Here is a 15,383-nt window from a genome sequence, read left to right on the forward strand (position 1 = left end):
GATGGATTCCATATTAATTGAAGGATTGAAAGTTGAAACAGTCATCGGATGTTTTGACTGGGAACGGCAAATCATTCAACCATTATTGCTTGATCTTCATATTGCGACTGATTTAGAGCAGGCATCAAATTCAGATCTTCTCGCTGATACTTTAAATTATGCTGAAATTTGTGAAATCGCGACTCAGACGATTCAAAAAGCTCAACCTGAATTAATTGAATTTGCTGCAAAAATTGTCCTCAAAGCTTTGTTTGACCAATATCCAGCAATTGAGTCTATTCAAATTACTGTGCGTAAGCCTGCCATTATTCCACAAGCCAATTCAGTAGGAATTCGTCTTGAAAGACACCGTAATGATTTACGCGCTAGCATTGGCGAGTAATAGCCAACCGCATAATCATCTGGTGAATGCATTAAAACAAATTGCGTCATTAGGTTGTATTACGCGTTCTCCCATCTATGTCATACCTTGTCGAGATGGTGTTGGACAAGATTATTGGAATGCTGCATGTATATTAGAATCAAAGCAGCAAGTCAATGAAATTACCAAACTTTTAAAAGCGCTGGAAAAAGCTTCTGGTCGAGTCCGTCCGTCACATGATATCTCTTTGGATGTAGATCTCATTGCATGGGGAAATACGCTCCAAAATATGCAATTTAATCCAAAAAAAATGCCACTAGCCTTAGATGTTAAAATTCCAATGTTTGATATTTGGGAAAATCCATTATTTGAGCATGAAGCTCATCATTTTCCTCAAGTGTCACTAGATGGTTCATTTTCTAAAATAGGATGAGTTTCGCCGAATAGTCCATCGGTAGTATTGGTCAAATATGTCTTTGATACGCAAATAGGCTCTGATGTAACAATAATCGGCTTCTTTTGAATGGACTAATTTTATAATACGGCACTTCAAAATAAATAAGCTCCATATCAAGAAGATGTATAAAATTATTGTGTTAAGCGCAATTTTGGCGTTGCTCTCAGGTTGTTCAACGCTTTCCCCTCAAGAGTGTCGAACTGCTCAATGGTCGGAAATAGGTGAAAAAGATGGAAGCAGTGGTTATTCGAATCGCATTGTTAAACATCAAAAAGCCTGTTCAAAAGTGAATATTGAACCTGATCACAAGTTATATGAACAAGGTTACCAAATTGGGCTTCGTTCATATTGTCAACCCGAAGTTATTTTCGATGGAGCTTTGGATGGAAGAGGTGGGTATAGGGTTTGTCCATCAGAGTTACATGCCCAATTAGCACCCTTTTATAATGTGGCCGATCAGTACTATCGTTCTAAGAAAGACAAAGATGCTAAAGATAAAGAAATTGAAACTTATCGAGACTACTTACTGGATGACAAAATCACCAAAGAAAAGCGGGAAGAGTATCTTAAGAAAATAAAGTCCTTAAAGCAGGATAAATTGCGGTTAAATTTGAATTTTAATCATGCTGAGCGTGAATTAAATAAGTTTAGACGATTCCATCATCTATAAAAAATGCGGCCCATGAGCCGCGTTTTTTTTAAATATAATAACTTGTTTTGGTCATGAGTTTGGATATACCCGTCATTGCGATTTTGACCGCAGCTGGTAATTCTACACCACCTGCATTTAGTGCAGTATCTCGATGCTGAAGTTCATCCTGATTCATCTGTGTCAAAATTTGACGAGAGCGTTCATCATGCGGTGGGAGTTGGTCAAGATGGTGTTGCAAATGCAGACTCACTTGGCGTTCAGTTTCTGCAACGAAGCCTAAACTGTATTTGTCACCAGCAATACCTGCAATCGCACCCATACCAAAAGAAAGACCATACCATACAGGATTGAGTAGACTTGTATGACTATCTAACTCTTTTAAACGATCTTCACACCATGCTAAATGATCTTGTTCTTCAATCGCGGCATGCTCCATTTCACGACGAACATTAGGTAATTTAGCTGTCAATGCTTGACCGTGATAAAGCGCTTGAGCGCAGACTTCACCACTGTGATTAACACGCATGAGTCCAGCAACATGCCTTGCTTCACTCACTGCGAGATGAGTCTCTGCTTGACTTGCTGGATTTTCACGTTGTGAGGTGGTGGTGCCTGGAACCAAACTACGCAGTGCTTGATCAAATGAATGGATAAATTTATCTAGACCTGTGTAGTGACGCATAACCTTAATCCTCTAAATCAATTTGAGCATTTTTTAACATTGGTTTTAAGCGTGTTAATAACCAAATCGTGTACATAGCACTCAATATCGCTGTAATACTGAATAGAATCTTAATATCAATACTTAAGATACTTAAAATAATAATGGAGAATATAGCAGAAGACACCATGAATACTGCATTCATAATGTTATTAGCAGCCACTACACGAGCACGATGTGAACACGGTGAATAGGCTTGCATCATGGCATATAGCGGAACAATATAAAAACCGCCACTGATCCCTAATAATGTAACTGCAATCATCACATGATAATAGATCACACCAGAATTAAACATGTCTGATATGCCAATAAAATCGCCAGTCCTTTCAGGAACAAAGGCTAAACTTCCTGCTAAATAGAAGGCGAAAACGGTTAAGCCTACTGCACCAATAGGCACCATTTTAATATTGACCTCTGAGCCACCAATTTTTCGGCATAGCAATGAACCTACACCAATACCCACAGAAAAAAAGGTAAGGAGGAGGCTAACCACATTTTCGTTGGCATGAAGATTTTGCTGAGTCATTTGAGGAATTTGAGTTAAATAAGTCGCGCCATAAAACCAATACCAAGAATTACCCAATAAAATGGTAAAGATGAGGGGTAAGCTTTTTGCATAACGTATGGTTTGAAAACTGGTTCGAAAGAAATTCCAATCGACATTGATATGATTTTCACGGACTTTTTGTTTGAGAATGAAGCGACTACAACTATAACCAAGTATCGCGATGGTCACGACCGTCAGGCTGATCCAAACTAAGTTGCCTTCAGAGTTTGAAATCACTACACCACCCAAGATCATCCCCATCAATATTGCAATGGAAGTACCTGATTGAAATAAAGCATTACCCGACATCAATTCATTTGGTTTTAATATTTCAGGGAGAATGGCGTATTTAATCGGTCCGAAGAAGGTACTGTGTGTACCCATGAGGAACAATGCAAATAACAATAGCCATAAATTGCCGAGTAAAAATCCAGCAGTACCAATCAGCATAATCAAGATTTCAAGCAATTTGATATTACGAATCAAGAAAGAGCGTTCGTATTTGTCTGCAATTTGTCCTGCAGTCGCTGAAAAAATGAAGTAAGGTAGAATAAAGAGAAGTGCAGCTAGATTATTCAGTGTGCTTACGCTTGCGGTTTGTTGTTGAATCCAACCATAGGTAATGACAAGCAATAAGGATTGTTTAAAGACATTATCGTTTAAGGCTCCAAAAAATTGAGTCAAAAACATAGGTGAAAAACGGCGCGAACTCAGTAGATGCTCTTGTTTTTGCATGACAATTCAGCTTTTTTAAAAATTATTAAGAAATGTGATGATTTAGTAACAATATCGGAAAATCATGTATCATATTTTCATCCTAAAAATTTTGAAAATACTAGAAATTTGATTCAGTTAGCTTGAATGAAAAATCCGTATTTTCTATTTAAAATATAAAGTATTCAGAGCGCAGTATGCCATCGAAAACACAATTTAAAAAATCATTACTTTCCCAATGTGTACAGCACACATGGATATCAAATGATATCAATAAATGGTTATATGCAAGTGTTTTTTTAGGTGCTCTTTCTTCACCTGTGTTATTTGCAGCTGACACAGTGGTATCAAGTCAGGAGCTTGAGCCTGCGACATCCGTACAAGCCATCGAAAATAATAAACAAAAAATAGAAAACGTTGCGCAGCAACAGGGATTGTCAAAAGAAAAAATTGAAAGTATTGATCAAAAAATAGATCAGTTGAGTGGGCAAGATGATTTTAATAGTTATGAAATGCTTCAGCAGCAAGAGCAATTGAGTCCACAAGAGCAATTCAAGCCGATAGAATTTGATGATTTGGAGTTGCTGCCTGAAGAAAGTGTGGACCCTCGACTTGCCAATGAAATTTTATCAGTGGCTGAAGAAGCCAAGCAGGAAGCGCAAAATTTCAGATCAGGTTTGACGACGATTCCAGCCATTCAATTACAAGATTTACCTGCGAATGACATTTCAGAGGCTGAGTTAACAAAAGCGCCAGTCAACATTGATCAGTTGATGCAAAATATTCAGTCTGATCGTCAGATTGAGGTGTCTGAAAATGTGGAAGGACGTTCATTATCCGTTCAAACCCAAGAACCTGAAAATAAAGAACCAGAAAAAGTAAATGTGTTTAAACGCATTTTCTACAAAATACGTCCTCCACGTCTTAATCAGCCCGCTGCTGTGCCACGTATTACCGCAGATGTTACGGGCGCACCTAAACCACTCGCGGACAATATCAAAGCAAAGTTATCATCATTCACTGTTGAGTCATTTTCAGATTTCAATGCTGCCGTCCCGCAACTCCGTAATATGACTGTCCAAGCTGCACAAGCCGTAGGTTATTATGATGCTGAATTTAAGTTTGAAAAAGTCAGTGATAACCGTGTGCGTGTCAATGTCACACCTCATAATACAGTAGTGGTGCGAGAACAAAATATTGAATTTACTGGGCCTGGGCAGAATCTTGCTCAATTGCAAGTGATTCGAGTGCTTCCTGATTTGGAGGTGGGTGATATTTTCGATCATGGTAAATACGAAGCGACAAAAGCTCGAGTCATTGAAGCGGCGAATAACAACGGTTTCTTTGATTATTATTGGCGAATGCACGATGTCATGTTGGCCCGCCCTCAAAATCAAGCAGATATAAACTTGAAGATGGAAACAGGTGAACGTTATAAGCTGGATGATGTGCAGTTTAGAATGAGTGATCCATCAAAAAAATTACCGATTCGTGAAGATATTTTAAGAACATTAGCTCCTTGGCAAGAAGGTGCAGACTTTACCGCATGGCGTGTAAATGTATTAGCCAACAACTTAACCAATTCACGTTATTTTAACTATAGCCTTGTTGACGCTGTTAAACCTGATCCAATTATTAAGCCGCTTGAACTCGCACCTGATTTGCAGGCTTTAGTGGATGAGCAAAAAATTGATCGAAGTTTATTAACAGGTCAAGAAAAGGCTGAACAACAGGCAAGTTCATCAGAAGAAGTCACGCAGAATGTGGCAGATGAAACTCAATTTGCGGGTGGAAATGAACGTCGTACTTTGCAAGAGCGTAATGATGCTGATAATCAAGCGCAAGCCAAGCAGGAAGAAACTGAGCGTTTACAAGCCTTAGCACGTGAAGAGAAAAAAATCCCTGTCATCGTGACATTGAATGCGGATAAATTAAATAGTGTTGAAGCGGGTATTGGTTATGGTACTGATACAGGTGTGCGTTTACGAAGTCAGTACCGCCGTTCTATTGTGAATGAACGTGGTCATTCGTTTGATGCAAACTTAGAGTTGTCACAAGTCAGACAATCGATTGATGGTCGCTATAATATTCCATATAAACACCCATTAAATGATTATGTCAGTCTAGTTGGTGGTTACGAGCGTGAAGATCGTGATGAAATTGGGAATGGATTAAATCTCATCGTGGAATCCGCCGTTGCCGGAGCTGACAGAATTATTAAAGGTGCGCGTCGTGATTGGCAGCATATTTTTGGTGTGCGTTATCGTCTAGATCGTATGACGATTGAAGGTGATATTCCTGAGACACTTGACCCAGATACCAATTGGGATGAAATCCCAGAGTTTGTCGTTGCAACGGGTAATGATGAGCAGCAATCTTTATTACTTGGTTATGAAGCCACTAAAGTCACCAGTGATAATCGATTGAATCCGACAAAAGGATTTAAACAAAACTACAAAATCCAATTGGGGAGTGAGAGCCTGCTATCCGATGCTGATATGGCGATTGTAAATGCGAACTGGAAATTTTTATATTCATTAGGCAGTAACAATGATCATCAATTCATTGGTGGGGCAAACCTCGGTTATATCATCACTGAAGATTTTCAAAAAGTGCCCTATAACTTGAGATTCTTTGAAGGGGGTGACCAAAGTCTACGAGGATTTGACTATAAGAGTTTGTCCCCTGTGGAATTTGGATATAAAGTCGGAGGTCAAGCGCGTGCGATTGGGACTTTAGAGTACAATTACCAATTTAAAGAAGGTTGGCGCGCCGCGTTATTTAGTGATTTTGGTAATGCTTATGATGAAAAATTTACCAATGATACTGAATATAGCATAGGAGCAGGAATCCGCTGGAACTCTCCAATTGGTCCAATTCGTCTAGATGTGGCATCGGGGATATCTGATCCTGGTAAACCTATTCGTCTACATTTCTTTATCGGGCCGCAACTTTAATATTTAAGATAATAAAAGTACTCAATCATTTTTTGGAATAAGTATGGCTGAAGACATCGAGCAGCAACCTGAGCAACAACCTGATCAAAACGTGACGCCACAGCGAAGTTTATTACGCCGTGTATTGCTGATCATTTTATTTATTCTGATCTTTTTTGTGGCTTCGCTTGCCGTAATGTTTTCAACAGACAAAGGCAGTAAATTCTTACTTGACCGTGCTTTGTCCACTCAACAGATTATTCAGTATGAATATGAAGGTGGAAATTTACTTCAAGGCATTATTCTAAAAAATGTATTGGTGACGCTGAAATCAGTTGATGTGAAAATTGATAGAGCTGATGTCACTTTGGGTTGGCGTGCCATATTAGATAAAGAAATTCATTTGAATCGTGCTGATGTCCGAAATTTGCGTGTCATTAACAAGTCACCGCCGAGTGATGAGCCATTTAAGTTTAGTGAAATCAAACTCCCTTTTGTTTTACGTGTTGATCATGCCGATATCGATCAATTGGTCATTCAGACTTCAAATTCTAAAGTGCAATTTAATGACATTATCCTAAACGAAGCACTATGGTCCGGTACTGAGCTTAAGTTTGAAGACTCGCAGTTTGATATGGGTTATTTGTCTGTAAAAAAAGCAACAGGTCAGATGGATTTTAAAGGTAAATATCCGTTAGATGCGCAAGCAGTTGTAAGACTCCCATCTTTAAAGTCGATCAACGTTGAGGATATTTATCTCCATGCAAAAGGCTCTTTAGATACCATTCAAGCGGGCATTGCCACACGTACCCCTGATTTATTAACAGGTTGGGCAGTGGTACATCCAGTTCGAAAAAATGTACCAATGCAAGGTGCTTTAAACTTTAAAGATTATCACTGGCCTTTAATGCTAGAGCAGGAGCTTTTATCTAAACAAGGAGTTGCTAAGTTTTCTGGAGATATCCAACGTTTGAATTTGGATATTAATACCGATATTTCTGGTAAAAATATTCCTCAAGGACAATATACTGCGCTGGCGCATACAGATCTCGTTAATCAATTGAATATTTCAAACCTGAATGGTCAATTGATGAACGGGGCGCTGAATCTTGCGGGTGTCGTCGGATGGAAGGATAAAGTCACTTGGGATGTGCAAGGTCGCTTAGATAAAATCAATCCTAAAGATAAAGTGATTCCACAAGTGGTGCAAGATTTTCTGCCAGAACGTTTGGATGCCAAAATCGCCTCAGCTGGGTCGTTAGAGAAGGGATTAGCTCTCACAGCACTTATTGATTTCGACCAATATGAAACATGGAATTTAAATCTTAATCAAGCTGAACAAAAAAATAATAAGCCGAATCCGATGTTGCTAGATGTCGCTTGGAAAAATATTGATCGTGCTGTTCCGTACATTGGTTGGTTAAGTAGTGAATCTGGGGATGTAAAACTTGCTTTAGTTGAAGGTCAACAAAATATTCATGTGGCAACCGTAGTTGGTGCAAATGAAAAAGGAACATTACCTGCTGGCAAATACAATGCCCAATTAGACCTTAAAGGTAATGATCTTCATGTTCCTTCATTTATCTATCAAGCAGATGGAAAAGGATCTTTACAAGCAAATGCCAAGGTTGAATTACCATCTGATCAAAGACAGTTGAAGTGGAATGCGGTGCTTAATGCAAAAGACTTTAATCCGCAAACCATCAGTTATGCTGCTCCTGTAAATTTATTAAATGGACAAATTCAAGCGAGTGGCTTTGCTCGACCTAACCAGCAAATTATTCAGTTAAATCAGATCAAACTTTCAGGTCAACTTGCCAATCAAAATCCACCGGAAACAATTAAGCTGACTGGCTCAAGTACAGCAGCCATTCTTCTACATGATGAAAAGTCGGGTGGTGGTTTTAAAGGCTTCGCAGTAAATTATGATGGTGCATTACATGCAAGCCAACTGTCACAAGGGGATGGTCAGCTTAAAATACGTGTAGCAGGCACACCTCAACGCATCAATATTTCCGAATTTAAACATCAGGGTGCTGCGGGTCAGATCAATGCCAATGGTTTAGTCAATTTAGCCAATGGAATCGGATGGGACATTAATGCTTCTTTAATACGCTTTAAGCCTCATTATTTTGTTTCAAGTGTTAAAGGGGAAATTTCAGGTAATGTCAAAACGGATGGTGTTTGGTCAGATCGTTTGAAAAAAATTAATATTGATCGACTCAATCTCGCTGGCATGATCAATAAAAAACCGCTGAGAGCAAAAGGTAATCTTGCTGTAATTCTTAATTCGAATCAGACAGGTTTCTTGCCACAACAGTTTGAAGCCAATAATTTGTATTTGGTGTATGCGCAGAATCAGATTCAAGCCGAAGGGAATGCTCAGAATCTTCGCGTTAAGATTGACGCGCCTGCATTATTTGAGCTTTATCCTGGTTTACGTGGTCGTGCGCAAGGTTTTGTTAATGTGCAGTCTCAACCGAGATTGTCAGCAACTGCGAATGTGAAGGTGAATAACTTTGGTTTCAATGATCTTGTCAGTATCAAATCACTCAACATCCAAGGGGAATTACCAACTTCGGATACAGTGCCTACTGCATTAACTGCAAGAATGGACAGTTTAAGAAGTGGCAATCGTGAGATTCAAAACGCTGAAGTCTCGATTGCTGGCACGCGAAAAGCACATTTATTGAAAGTCCAAGCCGCGAACAAGCTGTCTAAATTTTATGTACAACTGGCAGGTGGATTTAATCCTGCGAATGATTGGTTAGGTCAAATTCAAAAAGGTGACTTTGACTCAGCACGCGCGCATTTAAAACAGGCCCAACCTGCACCTGTGATTTATAATACTGCGAAAACAGAATTATTTGTGGGTGCTCATTGCTGGACCAGTAATCAAAGCCAACTTTGCTTTGATCAGCCCTTACGTGTGAGTAAGACCAAAGGTAGCGCCTCATTTGTGAGTCGGAATTTAGATCTTGGTGACTTTGCCGCATTTATGCCTGAAGGTTTCGCAATTACGGGTAAATTGGATGGTTATGCTAAAGCGTCTTGGGGGCAAGGCATTCAACCAAAAATCGATGCCAAACTTGTTACGCGTAATGGTGTTGTCGGTCTAGCAGCTGCCGATCCAGATGATATCAGCACCACGATGAACTACGATGAAGTAAGTTTTATTGCACGAAGTATTCGTGAAGGATTATTACTTCGTGCTGATTTGAAAGCTCCGAATATTGGGACTGGATATGCAAATGTTGTGGTGAATCCATTTGTTGATTCGAAACCAATGCGTGGTGAAGTTGCTCTGAGTCAAGTACAACTGAAAATTTTAAAACCATTCATTTCGGATGTGCGTAAAATCGATGGTAATTTATCCCTTGCGGGTAAAATCAGTGGGACATTGACTCAACCGTTATTTAACGGCGAAATGCGACTTAAAAATGCTTCAATCAGCATGATTTCGTTACCTGTTAATCTCACGAATATTCAGCTGTATTCATCTATTCGTCAAAACCAAGCGACGATCGATGGCGCTTTCAATAGTGGTCGAGGTGTGGGCAAGTTAACGGGTGATATCGATTGGAAAAATGATCCTAGAATTCGTTTAAAACTCAAAGGTGATAATTTATTTATTCGCCAAGCACCATTAATCACAGCTGTTCTGAACACTGAAATGGATTTAGATGCACGTCCTATCAGTAAGCAGTTAACTTTGAATGGTAAAGTTGAAGTTCCGCGTGCGCTGATTTCAATGCCAGAATCGAGCGCGTCCGTAGTGCCTTTATCAGCCGATGTTCGAGTGGTACGTGAAGGTGATAATCAACTCGCGGTACTTAAGGCTGCAAAGCCATGGGATATCCGCGCTGACTTAGAATTAAATTTAGGAAACCAAGTGATTTTCCAAGGCTTTAATAGTCGTATTCCATTACTTGGGCGAATTTATTTAACGCAACGCGGATTAGAAACTGCCATGCGTGCCAATGGTGCGATTGGTGTAAGTAAACGCGTTACCATTGAAGCTTATGGGCAGTCTTTAGAATTAAGTCGTGCAATTGCACGTTTCAATGGCGCATTGTCCAACCCAACCCTTGAGGTTGAAGCAAGTAAACTCATTTCAGGCAGTACAGTTGGTGTGCGTGTTACTGGAACTGCAAGCAGTCCAAATATCCAAGTCTTTAATGATGCCGGGTTGTCTGAACAAGAAGCAATGAATGCCTTAATTACAGGTCGAATCAATGAAGGTTCAAGTAGCTTGAGTCAAGCAGAAGGCTTTAAGTCAGATGTGAACAATACCATTGCTGCAGCGGGGATTAGCTTAGGGCTTGGTGGTACACGTGCTTTAACCAATCAAATTGGACAGACATTTGGGTTAAGTGGTCTTGCTCTTGATGCGCAAGGAACAGGCGATGACACTCAAGTGAGTGTGACAGGTTATCTGACCCCTGATTTATATATCCGTTATGGTGTTGGTGTCTTTACGCCAGTCAATAAATTGACGCTACGATATCAGATGAACCAAAGACTCTATCTGGAAGCAAGTCAGTCTTTAGAAAAAGCCATTGATATTTTCTACAATTGGAGATTCTAAAAGGTAAAAGGGCTTCAATCGAAGCCCTTTTTAATTCACTGTATAAACCGAAATTAAATTTAAGCCCTATTGTTAAAATGCTAGACTTAAAATTTATCGGACAAGAAAGAATTAAAAAATGAAAACAATTGCAATATTCATCGCGATGATAGCAGCAACACTCATGGCGGGCTGTCAAACCACTCAAACTGAGCAACTTACTCCAAAAATTGGAATGGCTAATCCTGCAAGCAAATTTTGTGTTCAACAAGGTGGAAAATTAGAAATACGTGATGAGGCAAATGGTCAAGTGGGTTATTGCCAGTTGCCAGATGGTGTTGTGGTAGAGGAATGGGAACTATTTAGACATCATCAAAATATTTGCAAGCCTGAAGAAGCGAAAAAATTAGTCGGTATGCATAATCTTGATGATCAACAGATTTTGAATAAAACCAAAGCCAAAATTATTCGCCGTGTCGGACCAAATGATCTGGTTACTATGGATTATCGAAATGATCGTATTACAGTAACCGTGGATGATCAGAATAAAATTATTCGCTCAAGCTGTGGCTAATGAACGAGAAATGTCATTACACGATTTCCTATTCGGTTTAACTCGATTATCATAGCCGCAACAGGAGAGATGTATGAACAAATTCGTGATTCTGGGTGCTGTACTTGGTTCAGCCGTTTTGCTCAGTGCTTGTGAAGAAAAAAAGCCACTAACCCCTGAAGAAGTCTGGCATGGTTACTGTACCAGTATTGGTAATGCTGCACGCTCTATTTTGCTAGACCGTCAAAATGGTATCGAGAAAACTGCGGCGGTCGAACATGCTTCTAAACTGACCGATCCGACGACGAAGAAATTCGTAGATGCTCAAATTGAGAAGGTCTATGCTTATCCTGCGAATCAATTAGAATTGGATCGTGATGCATTAATGGCTAAATTCAAAAAAGAAGCAACGGATGAGTGTTTAGCCACTCCTTACGATAAAGATAATCTGCCTGACTACAAACAGTTTTAAGGCGCTACAAAAAGATTGATCATAAAAAAGAGGGAAGCGTAAGTTTCCCTTTTTTTGTTGAAATTAATTACAAATTTTAATTAGCATTAAAATAGAAAAGCTTATATAAAAATAAGATAAATAAAACAAAAGGAGCGGAACAATGGAAGTGGTCGCATACCTGAATAATGCCGATCTTCTGCTTGAAGATGCCAATGGTGTTGCTGTAATTAATGGCAGCCATTACGTCCTAAGTCTAGGGGATCGAGTCTATCTTAAAAATATGATCAATGAACATGCCAAAATTTATCAGGTAAACATTAGTTTTGCCTGTGCCGAACACCGCATGCTACATGATGATGAAATTCTGGTCAGATTCGAAGGAACACGAGAAAGTCTGCAACAATATTTAGATCGCACGACTGTCCACTAAGGTTGAATAGTCAAAAAAGGATTTAAAAGGCAACATCTTGTTGCCTTTTATTTATTTCAGATCCGTAAAAGCTTCATGTTAATGTCAGAATTGTTCGATAAAACAACATATTGAGCAATGAGTAATCAGAAGAGAGATCATTTAGTAAGAAAATAATGGTCATCACAAAGAAACACTCTTCTTGCATTAACTTTTAACCGGAATTTTAGTAAAATTTAGCAGTCCATATTATTTGCAGGCTTTATAAGCAGGATATTGCAAGTAATTTTTTAAAGAAGAGGAATAACACCGTGCTAGAAGCTTACCGCCAACACGTTGAAGAACGTGCCGCACTCGGAGTCCCACCGAAGCCACTTGATGACGCTCAAACAGCTGCATTAGTTGAATTATTAAAAAATCCACCAGCTGGCGAAGAAGCATTCTTAGTTGATTTGCTTGAAAACCGTGTTCCAGCAGGTGTTGACCAAGCTGCTTACGTAAAAGCTGCTTTCTTGGCTGCTTTGGCGAAAGGTGAAGCGACTTCTCCATTAGTTTCTAAAGAGCGTGCGGTTTACTTACTAGGTACTATGCTTGGTGGTTACAACGTTGCTCCTTTAGTTGAATTATTAGAAGACGCAACGCTTGGTGCTTTAGCTGCTGAAGCGCTTAAGAAAACACTTCTTGTTTTCGATGCGTTCCATGACGTTGCTGATAAAGCAAAAGCAGGTAACGAAAACGCGAAAGCTGTTCTTCAATCTTGGGCTGACGCTGAATGGTTCACTAGCCGTAAAGACGTTCCAGAAGAAATCAAACTTACAGTTTTCAAAGTTACTGGTGAAACTAACACTGACGACTTGTCACCTGCACAAGACGCTTGGAGCCGTCCAGACATTCCGTTACACGCGAATGCGATGCTTAAAAACGTACGTGATGGTATTAACCCAGAAGTTCCTGGTGAAGTTGGTCCATTAAGCCAAATCAAAGAATTAATCGCGAAAGGTAACCAAGTTGCTTACGTGGGTGACGTTGTTGGTACAGGTTCTTCTCGTAAATCTGCAACTAACTCTGTACTTTGGTTCTTTGGTGACGAAATCGCTCACATTCCGAACAAGAAAGAAGGCGGTTACTGCTTAGGTTCTAAGATTGCTCCGATTTTCTTCAACACTATGGAAGACGCTGGTGCGTTACCAGTTGAAATCGACGTTGCAAACATGAACATGGGCGACGAAATCACGTTGAAGATTGACAAAGCGACTGCAAAAGTTACAGCGTTCAAAGATGGCGCTCAAATTGCTGAAGCTGAGTTAAAAACTCCAGTACTTCTAGACGAAGTACGTGCGGGTGGTCGTATTAACTTGATCATTGGTCGTGGCTTAACTACTAAAGCACGTGAAGAATTGGGTCTTCCTGCTTCTGACTTGTTCCGTACTCCAGTTCAACCAGCTGCAACTGGCAAAGGCTTCACGCTTGCTCAGAAGATGGTTGGTCGTGCTTGTGGTCTTCCAGAAGGTCAAGGTGTACTTCCAGGTACTTACTGCGAACCTAAGATGACAACTGTTGGTTCTCAAGATACAACAGGTCCAATGACGCGTGACGAATTGAAAGACTTAGCTTGCTTAGGTTTCTCTGCTGACCTCGTAATGCAATCTTTCTGTCATACTGCTGCGTATCCAAAACCAGTTGACGTTCAAATGCAACACACGCTTCCTGATTTCATCATGAACCGTGGTGGTGTTTCTTTACGTCCAGGTGACGGTATTATCCACTCTTGGTTAAACCGTATGCTTCTTCCAGATACAGTTGGTACTGGTGGTGACTCACATACACGTTTCCCAATCGGTATTTCTTTCCCAGCGGGTTCTGGTCTTGTAGCGTTCGCTGCAGCAACTGGTGTTATGCCACTTGATATGCCTGAATCAGTTCTTGTGAAGTTCAAAGGTAAAATGCAACCTGGTATCACTTTACGTGACCTAGTACATGCGATTCCTTACTACGCAATTAAAGAAGGTGACTTAACTGTAGAGAAGAAAGGTAAGAAAAACATCTTCTCTGGTCGTATCTTAGAGATCGACTTATCAGAAATGGAAACTGACTTAACTGTTGAACAAGCGTTCGAACTTTCTGATGCTTCTGCTGAACGTTCTGCTGCTGGTTGTGCAATCACACTTTCTGAAGAGAAAGTTGCTGAATACCTTCGTTCAAACATCACGATGTTGAAGTGGATGATCTCTGAAGGTTATGGCGATGCTCGTACTATGGCGCGCCGTGTTGAGAACATGGAAAAATGGTTAGCGAATCCATCACTTCTTAAAGCTGATGCTGACGCTGAATACACGAAAGTGTATGAAATCGACCTTGCTGACATCAAAGAACCTATCCTTTGCTGCCCGAACGATCCAGATGATGCAAAACTTCTTTCTGACGTTCAAGGCGACAAAATTGATGAAGTATTCATCGGTTCTTGTATGACGAACATCGGCCACTTCCGTGCAGCTGGTAAACTTTTAGACAAAGTACCTGGTGGTTCTTTATCTACTCGTCTTTGGTTAGCTCCTCCAACTCGTATGGACGAACGCCAATTGATGGAAGAAGGTTTCTACAATACTTATGGTAAAGCTGGCGCGCGTACAGAAATGCCAGGTTGTTCATTATGTATGGGTAACCAAGCACGTGTTGCTCCAAATACAACTGTTGTATCTACTTCTACTCGTAACTTCCCGAACCGTTTAGGTCAAGGTGCAAACGTTTACTTGGCTTCTGCTGAGCTTGCATCTGTTGCTGCGGTACTTGGTAAGTTGCCAACTCCTGAAGAATACCAACAGTATGCTGCTCAAATCGACAGCATGTCTGCGGATATTTACAAGTACTTGAACTTCGATCAAATGAACGACTATACAGACGCTGCTAAAGACGTTGATACGAAGAAAATTGCTGCTGCTCAATTAAGCTAATTTATTGAAAAATAAATTAAATTGAGTTAAAAATAAGGGCTGATTAATCAGCCCTTAT

Annotated in this window: 11 protein-coding genes; 9 read left to right on the top strand and 2 right to left on the bottom strand. The window is 40.0% G+C overall.

Going from position 1 to position 15,383, the window contains the following annotated elements:
- Position 1 precedes the first annotated feature (1 nt).
- The 3 genes from folB to AC1M9F_RS01910 all read left to right on the top strand — a co-directional run bounded on the left by folB (position 2) and on the right by AC1M9F_RS01910 (position 1,488).
- Entirely contained in the window at positions 2 to 382 is a 381-nt protein-coding gene (gene folB, locus AC1M9F_RS01900; RefSeq protein ID WP_180027650.1) for a dihydroneopterin aldolase, read from the top strand.
- On the top strand, positions 339 to 794 hold the full coding sequence (locus AC1M9F_RS01905) for a 2-amino-4-hydroxy-6-hydroxymethyldihydropteridine diphosphokinase (RefSeq protein ID WP_481596907.1): 456 nt from the start codon (positions 339 to 341) through the stop codon (positions 792 to 794). Before folB ends, AC1M9F_RS01905 begins: the two co-directional genes overlap by 44 nt.
- 145 nt (positions 795 to 939) lie before the next feature.
- Positions 940 to 1,488 (top strand): DUF2799 domain-containing protein, encoded by a 549-nt coding sequence (locus AC1M9F_RS01910; RefSeq protein WP_481596908.1) that lies wholly within the window; start codon positions 940 to 942, stop codon positions 1,486 to 1,488.
- Between the two features lie 28 nt (positions 1,489 to 1,516).
- Here the strand turns inward: AC1M9F_RS01910 and coq7 are convergent, their stop codons facing one another.
- Positions 1,517 to 2,152 carry a 2-polyprenyl-3-methyl-6-methoxy-1,4-benzoquinone monooxygenase gene (gene coq7, locus AC1M9F_RS01915; RefSeq protein WP_481588376.1) on the bottom strand — a complete coding sequence of 212 codons (636 nt, stop codon included), beginning with the start codon at positions 2,150 to 2,152 and terminating at the stop codon, positions 1,517 to 1,519.
- A 4-nt stretch (positions 2,153 to 2,156) separates the two neighbouring features.
- The gene (locus tag AC1M9F_RS01920; RefSeq protein ID WP_481596909.1) at positions 2,157 to 3,476 is read right to left on the bottom strand and encodes an MFS transporter; all 1,320 of its coding nucleotides are present in this window, start codon (positions 3,474 to 3,476) and stop codon (positions 2,157 to 2,159) included.
- A 176-nt stretch (positions 3,477 to 3,652) separates the two neighbouring features.
- Here AC1M9F_RS01920 and AC1M9F_RS01925 point away from each other — a divergent pair, with 176 nt between their 5' ends.
- The 6 genes from AC1M9F_RS01925 to AC1M9F_RS01950 all read left to right on the top strand — a co-directional run bounded on the left by AC1M9F_RS01925 (position 3,653) and on the right by AC1M9F_RS01950 (position 15,325).
- Positions 3,653 to 6,412, top strand: a complete 2,760-nt coding sequence (locus AC1M9F_RS01925; RefSeq protein ID WP_481596910.1) for an autotransporter assembly complex protein TamA — start codon at positions 3,653 to 3,655, stop codon at positions 6,410 to 6,412.
- A 43-nt stretch (positions 6,413 to 6,455) separates the two neighbouring features.
- Positions 6,456 to 10,979, top strand: a complete 4,524-nt coding sequence (locus AC1M9F_RS01930; RefSeq protein WP_481596911.1) for a translocation/assembly module TamB domain-containing protein — start codon at positions 6,456 to 6,458, stop codon at positions 10,977 to 10,979.
- A 118-nt stretch (positions 10,980 to 11,097) separates the two neighbouring features.
- Positions 11,098 to 11,532, top strand: coding sequence for an I78 family peptidase inhibitor (locus AC1M9F_RS01935; RefSeq protein WP_481595461.1), 435 nt, complete (start codon positions 11,098 to 11,100; stop codon positions 11,530 to 11,532).
- A 73-nt stretch (positions 11,533 to 11,605) separates the two neighbouring features.
- A complete protein-coding gene (locus AC1M9F_RS01940; RefSeq protein WP_180027655.1) occupies positions 11,606 to 11,983 on the top strand; it encodes a hypothetical protein in 378 nt (125 codons plus the stop codon).
- A 142-nt stretch (positions 11,984 to 12,125) separates the two neighbouring features.
- Positions 12,126 to 12,395, top strand: coding sequence for a hypothetical protein (locus AC1M9F_RS01945; RefSeq protein ID WP_481596912.1), 270 nt, complete (start codon positions 12,126 to 12,128; stop codon positions 12,393 to 12,395).
- A gap of 290 nt (positions 12,396 to 12,685) precedes the next feature.
- Positions 12,686 to 15,325, top strand: coding sequence for a bifunctional aconitate hydratase 2/2-methylisocitrate dehydratase (locus tag AC1M9F_RS01950; RefSeq protein ID WP_481589842.1), 2,640 nt, complete (start codon positions 12,686 to 12,688; stop codon positions 15,323 to 15,325).
- Positions 15,326 to 15,383 lie beyond the last annotated feature (58 nt).

This window comes from Acinetobacter sp. ANC_7504, from assembly GCF_056779995.1.

Excerpts from the sequence above, each read along its gene's own strand:
- folB (WP_180027650.1), top strand. The coding sequence starts at position 2 with ATGGATTCCATATTAATTGAAGGATTGAAAGTTGAAACAGTCATCGGA.
- AC1M9F_RS01910 (WP_481596908.1), top strand. The coding sequence starts at position 940 with ATGTATAAAATTATTGTGTTAAGCGCAATTTTGGCGTTGCTCTCAGGT.
- coq7 (WP_481588376.1), bottom strand. The coding sequence starts at position 2,152 with ATGCGTCACTACACAGGTCTAGATAAATTTATCCATTCATTTGATCAA.
- AC1M9F_RS01920 (WP_481596909.1), bottom strand. The coding sequence starts at position 3,476 with ATGCAAAAACAAGAGCATCTACTGAGTTCGCGCCGTTTTTCACCTATG.
- AC1M9F_RS01925 (WP_481596910.1), top strand. The coding sequence starts at position 3,653 with ATGCCATCGAAAACACAATTTAAAAAATCATTACTTTCCCAATGTGTA.
- AC1M9F_RS01930 (WP_481596911.1), top strand. The coding sequence starts at position 6,456 with ATGGCTGAAGACATCGAGCAGCAACCTGAGCAACAACCTGATCAAAAC.
- AC1M9F_RS01935 (WP_481595461.1), top strand. The coding sequence starts at position 11,098 with ATGAAAACAATTGCAATATTCATCGCGATGATAGCAGCAACACTCATG.
- AC1M9F_RS01940 (WP_180027655.1), top strand. The coding sequence starts at position 11,606 with ATGAACAAATTCGTGATTCTGGGTGCTGTACTTGGTTCAGCCGTTTTG.
- AC1M9F_RS01945 (WP_481596912.1), top strand. The coding sequence starts at position 12,126 with ATGGAAGTGGTCGCATACCTGAATAATGCCGATCTTCTGCTTGAAGAT.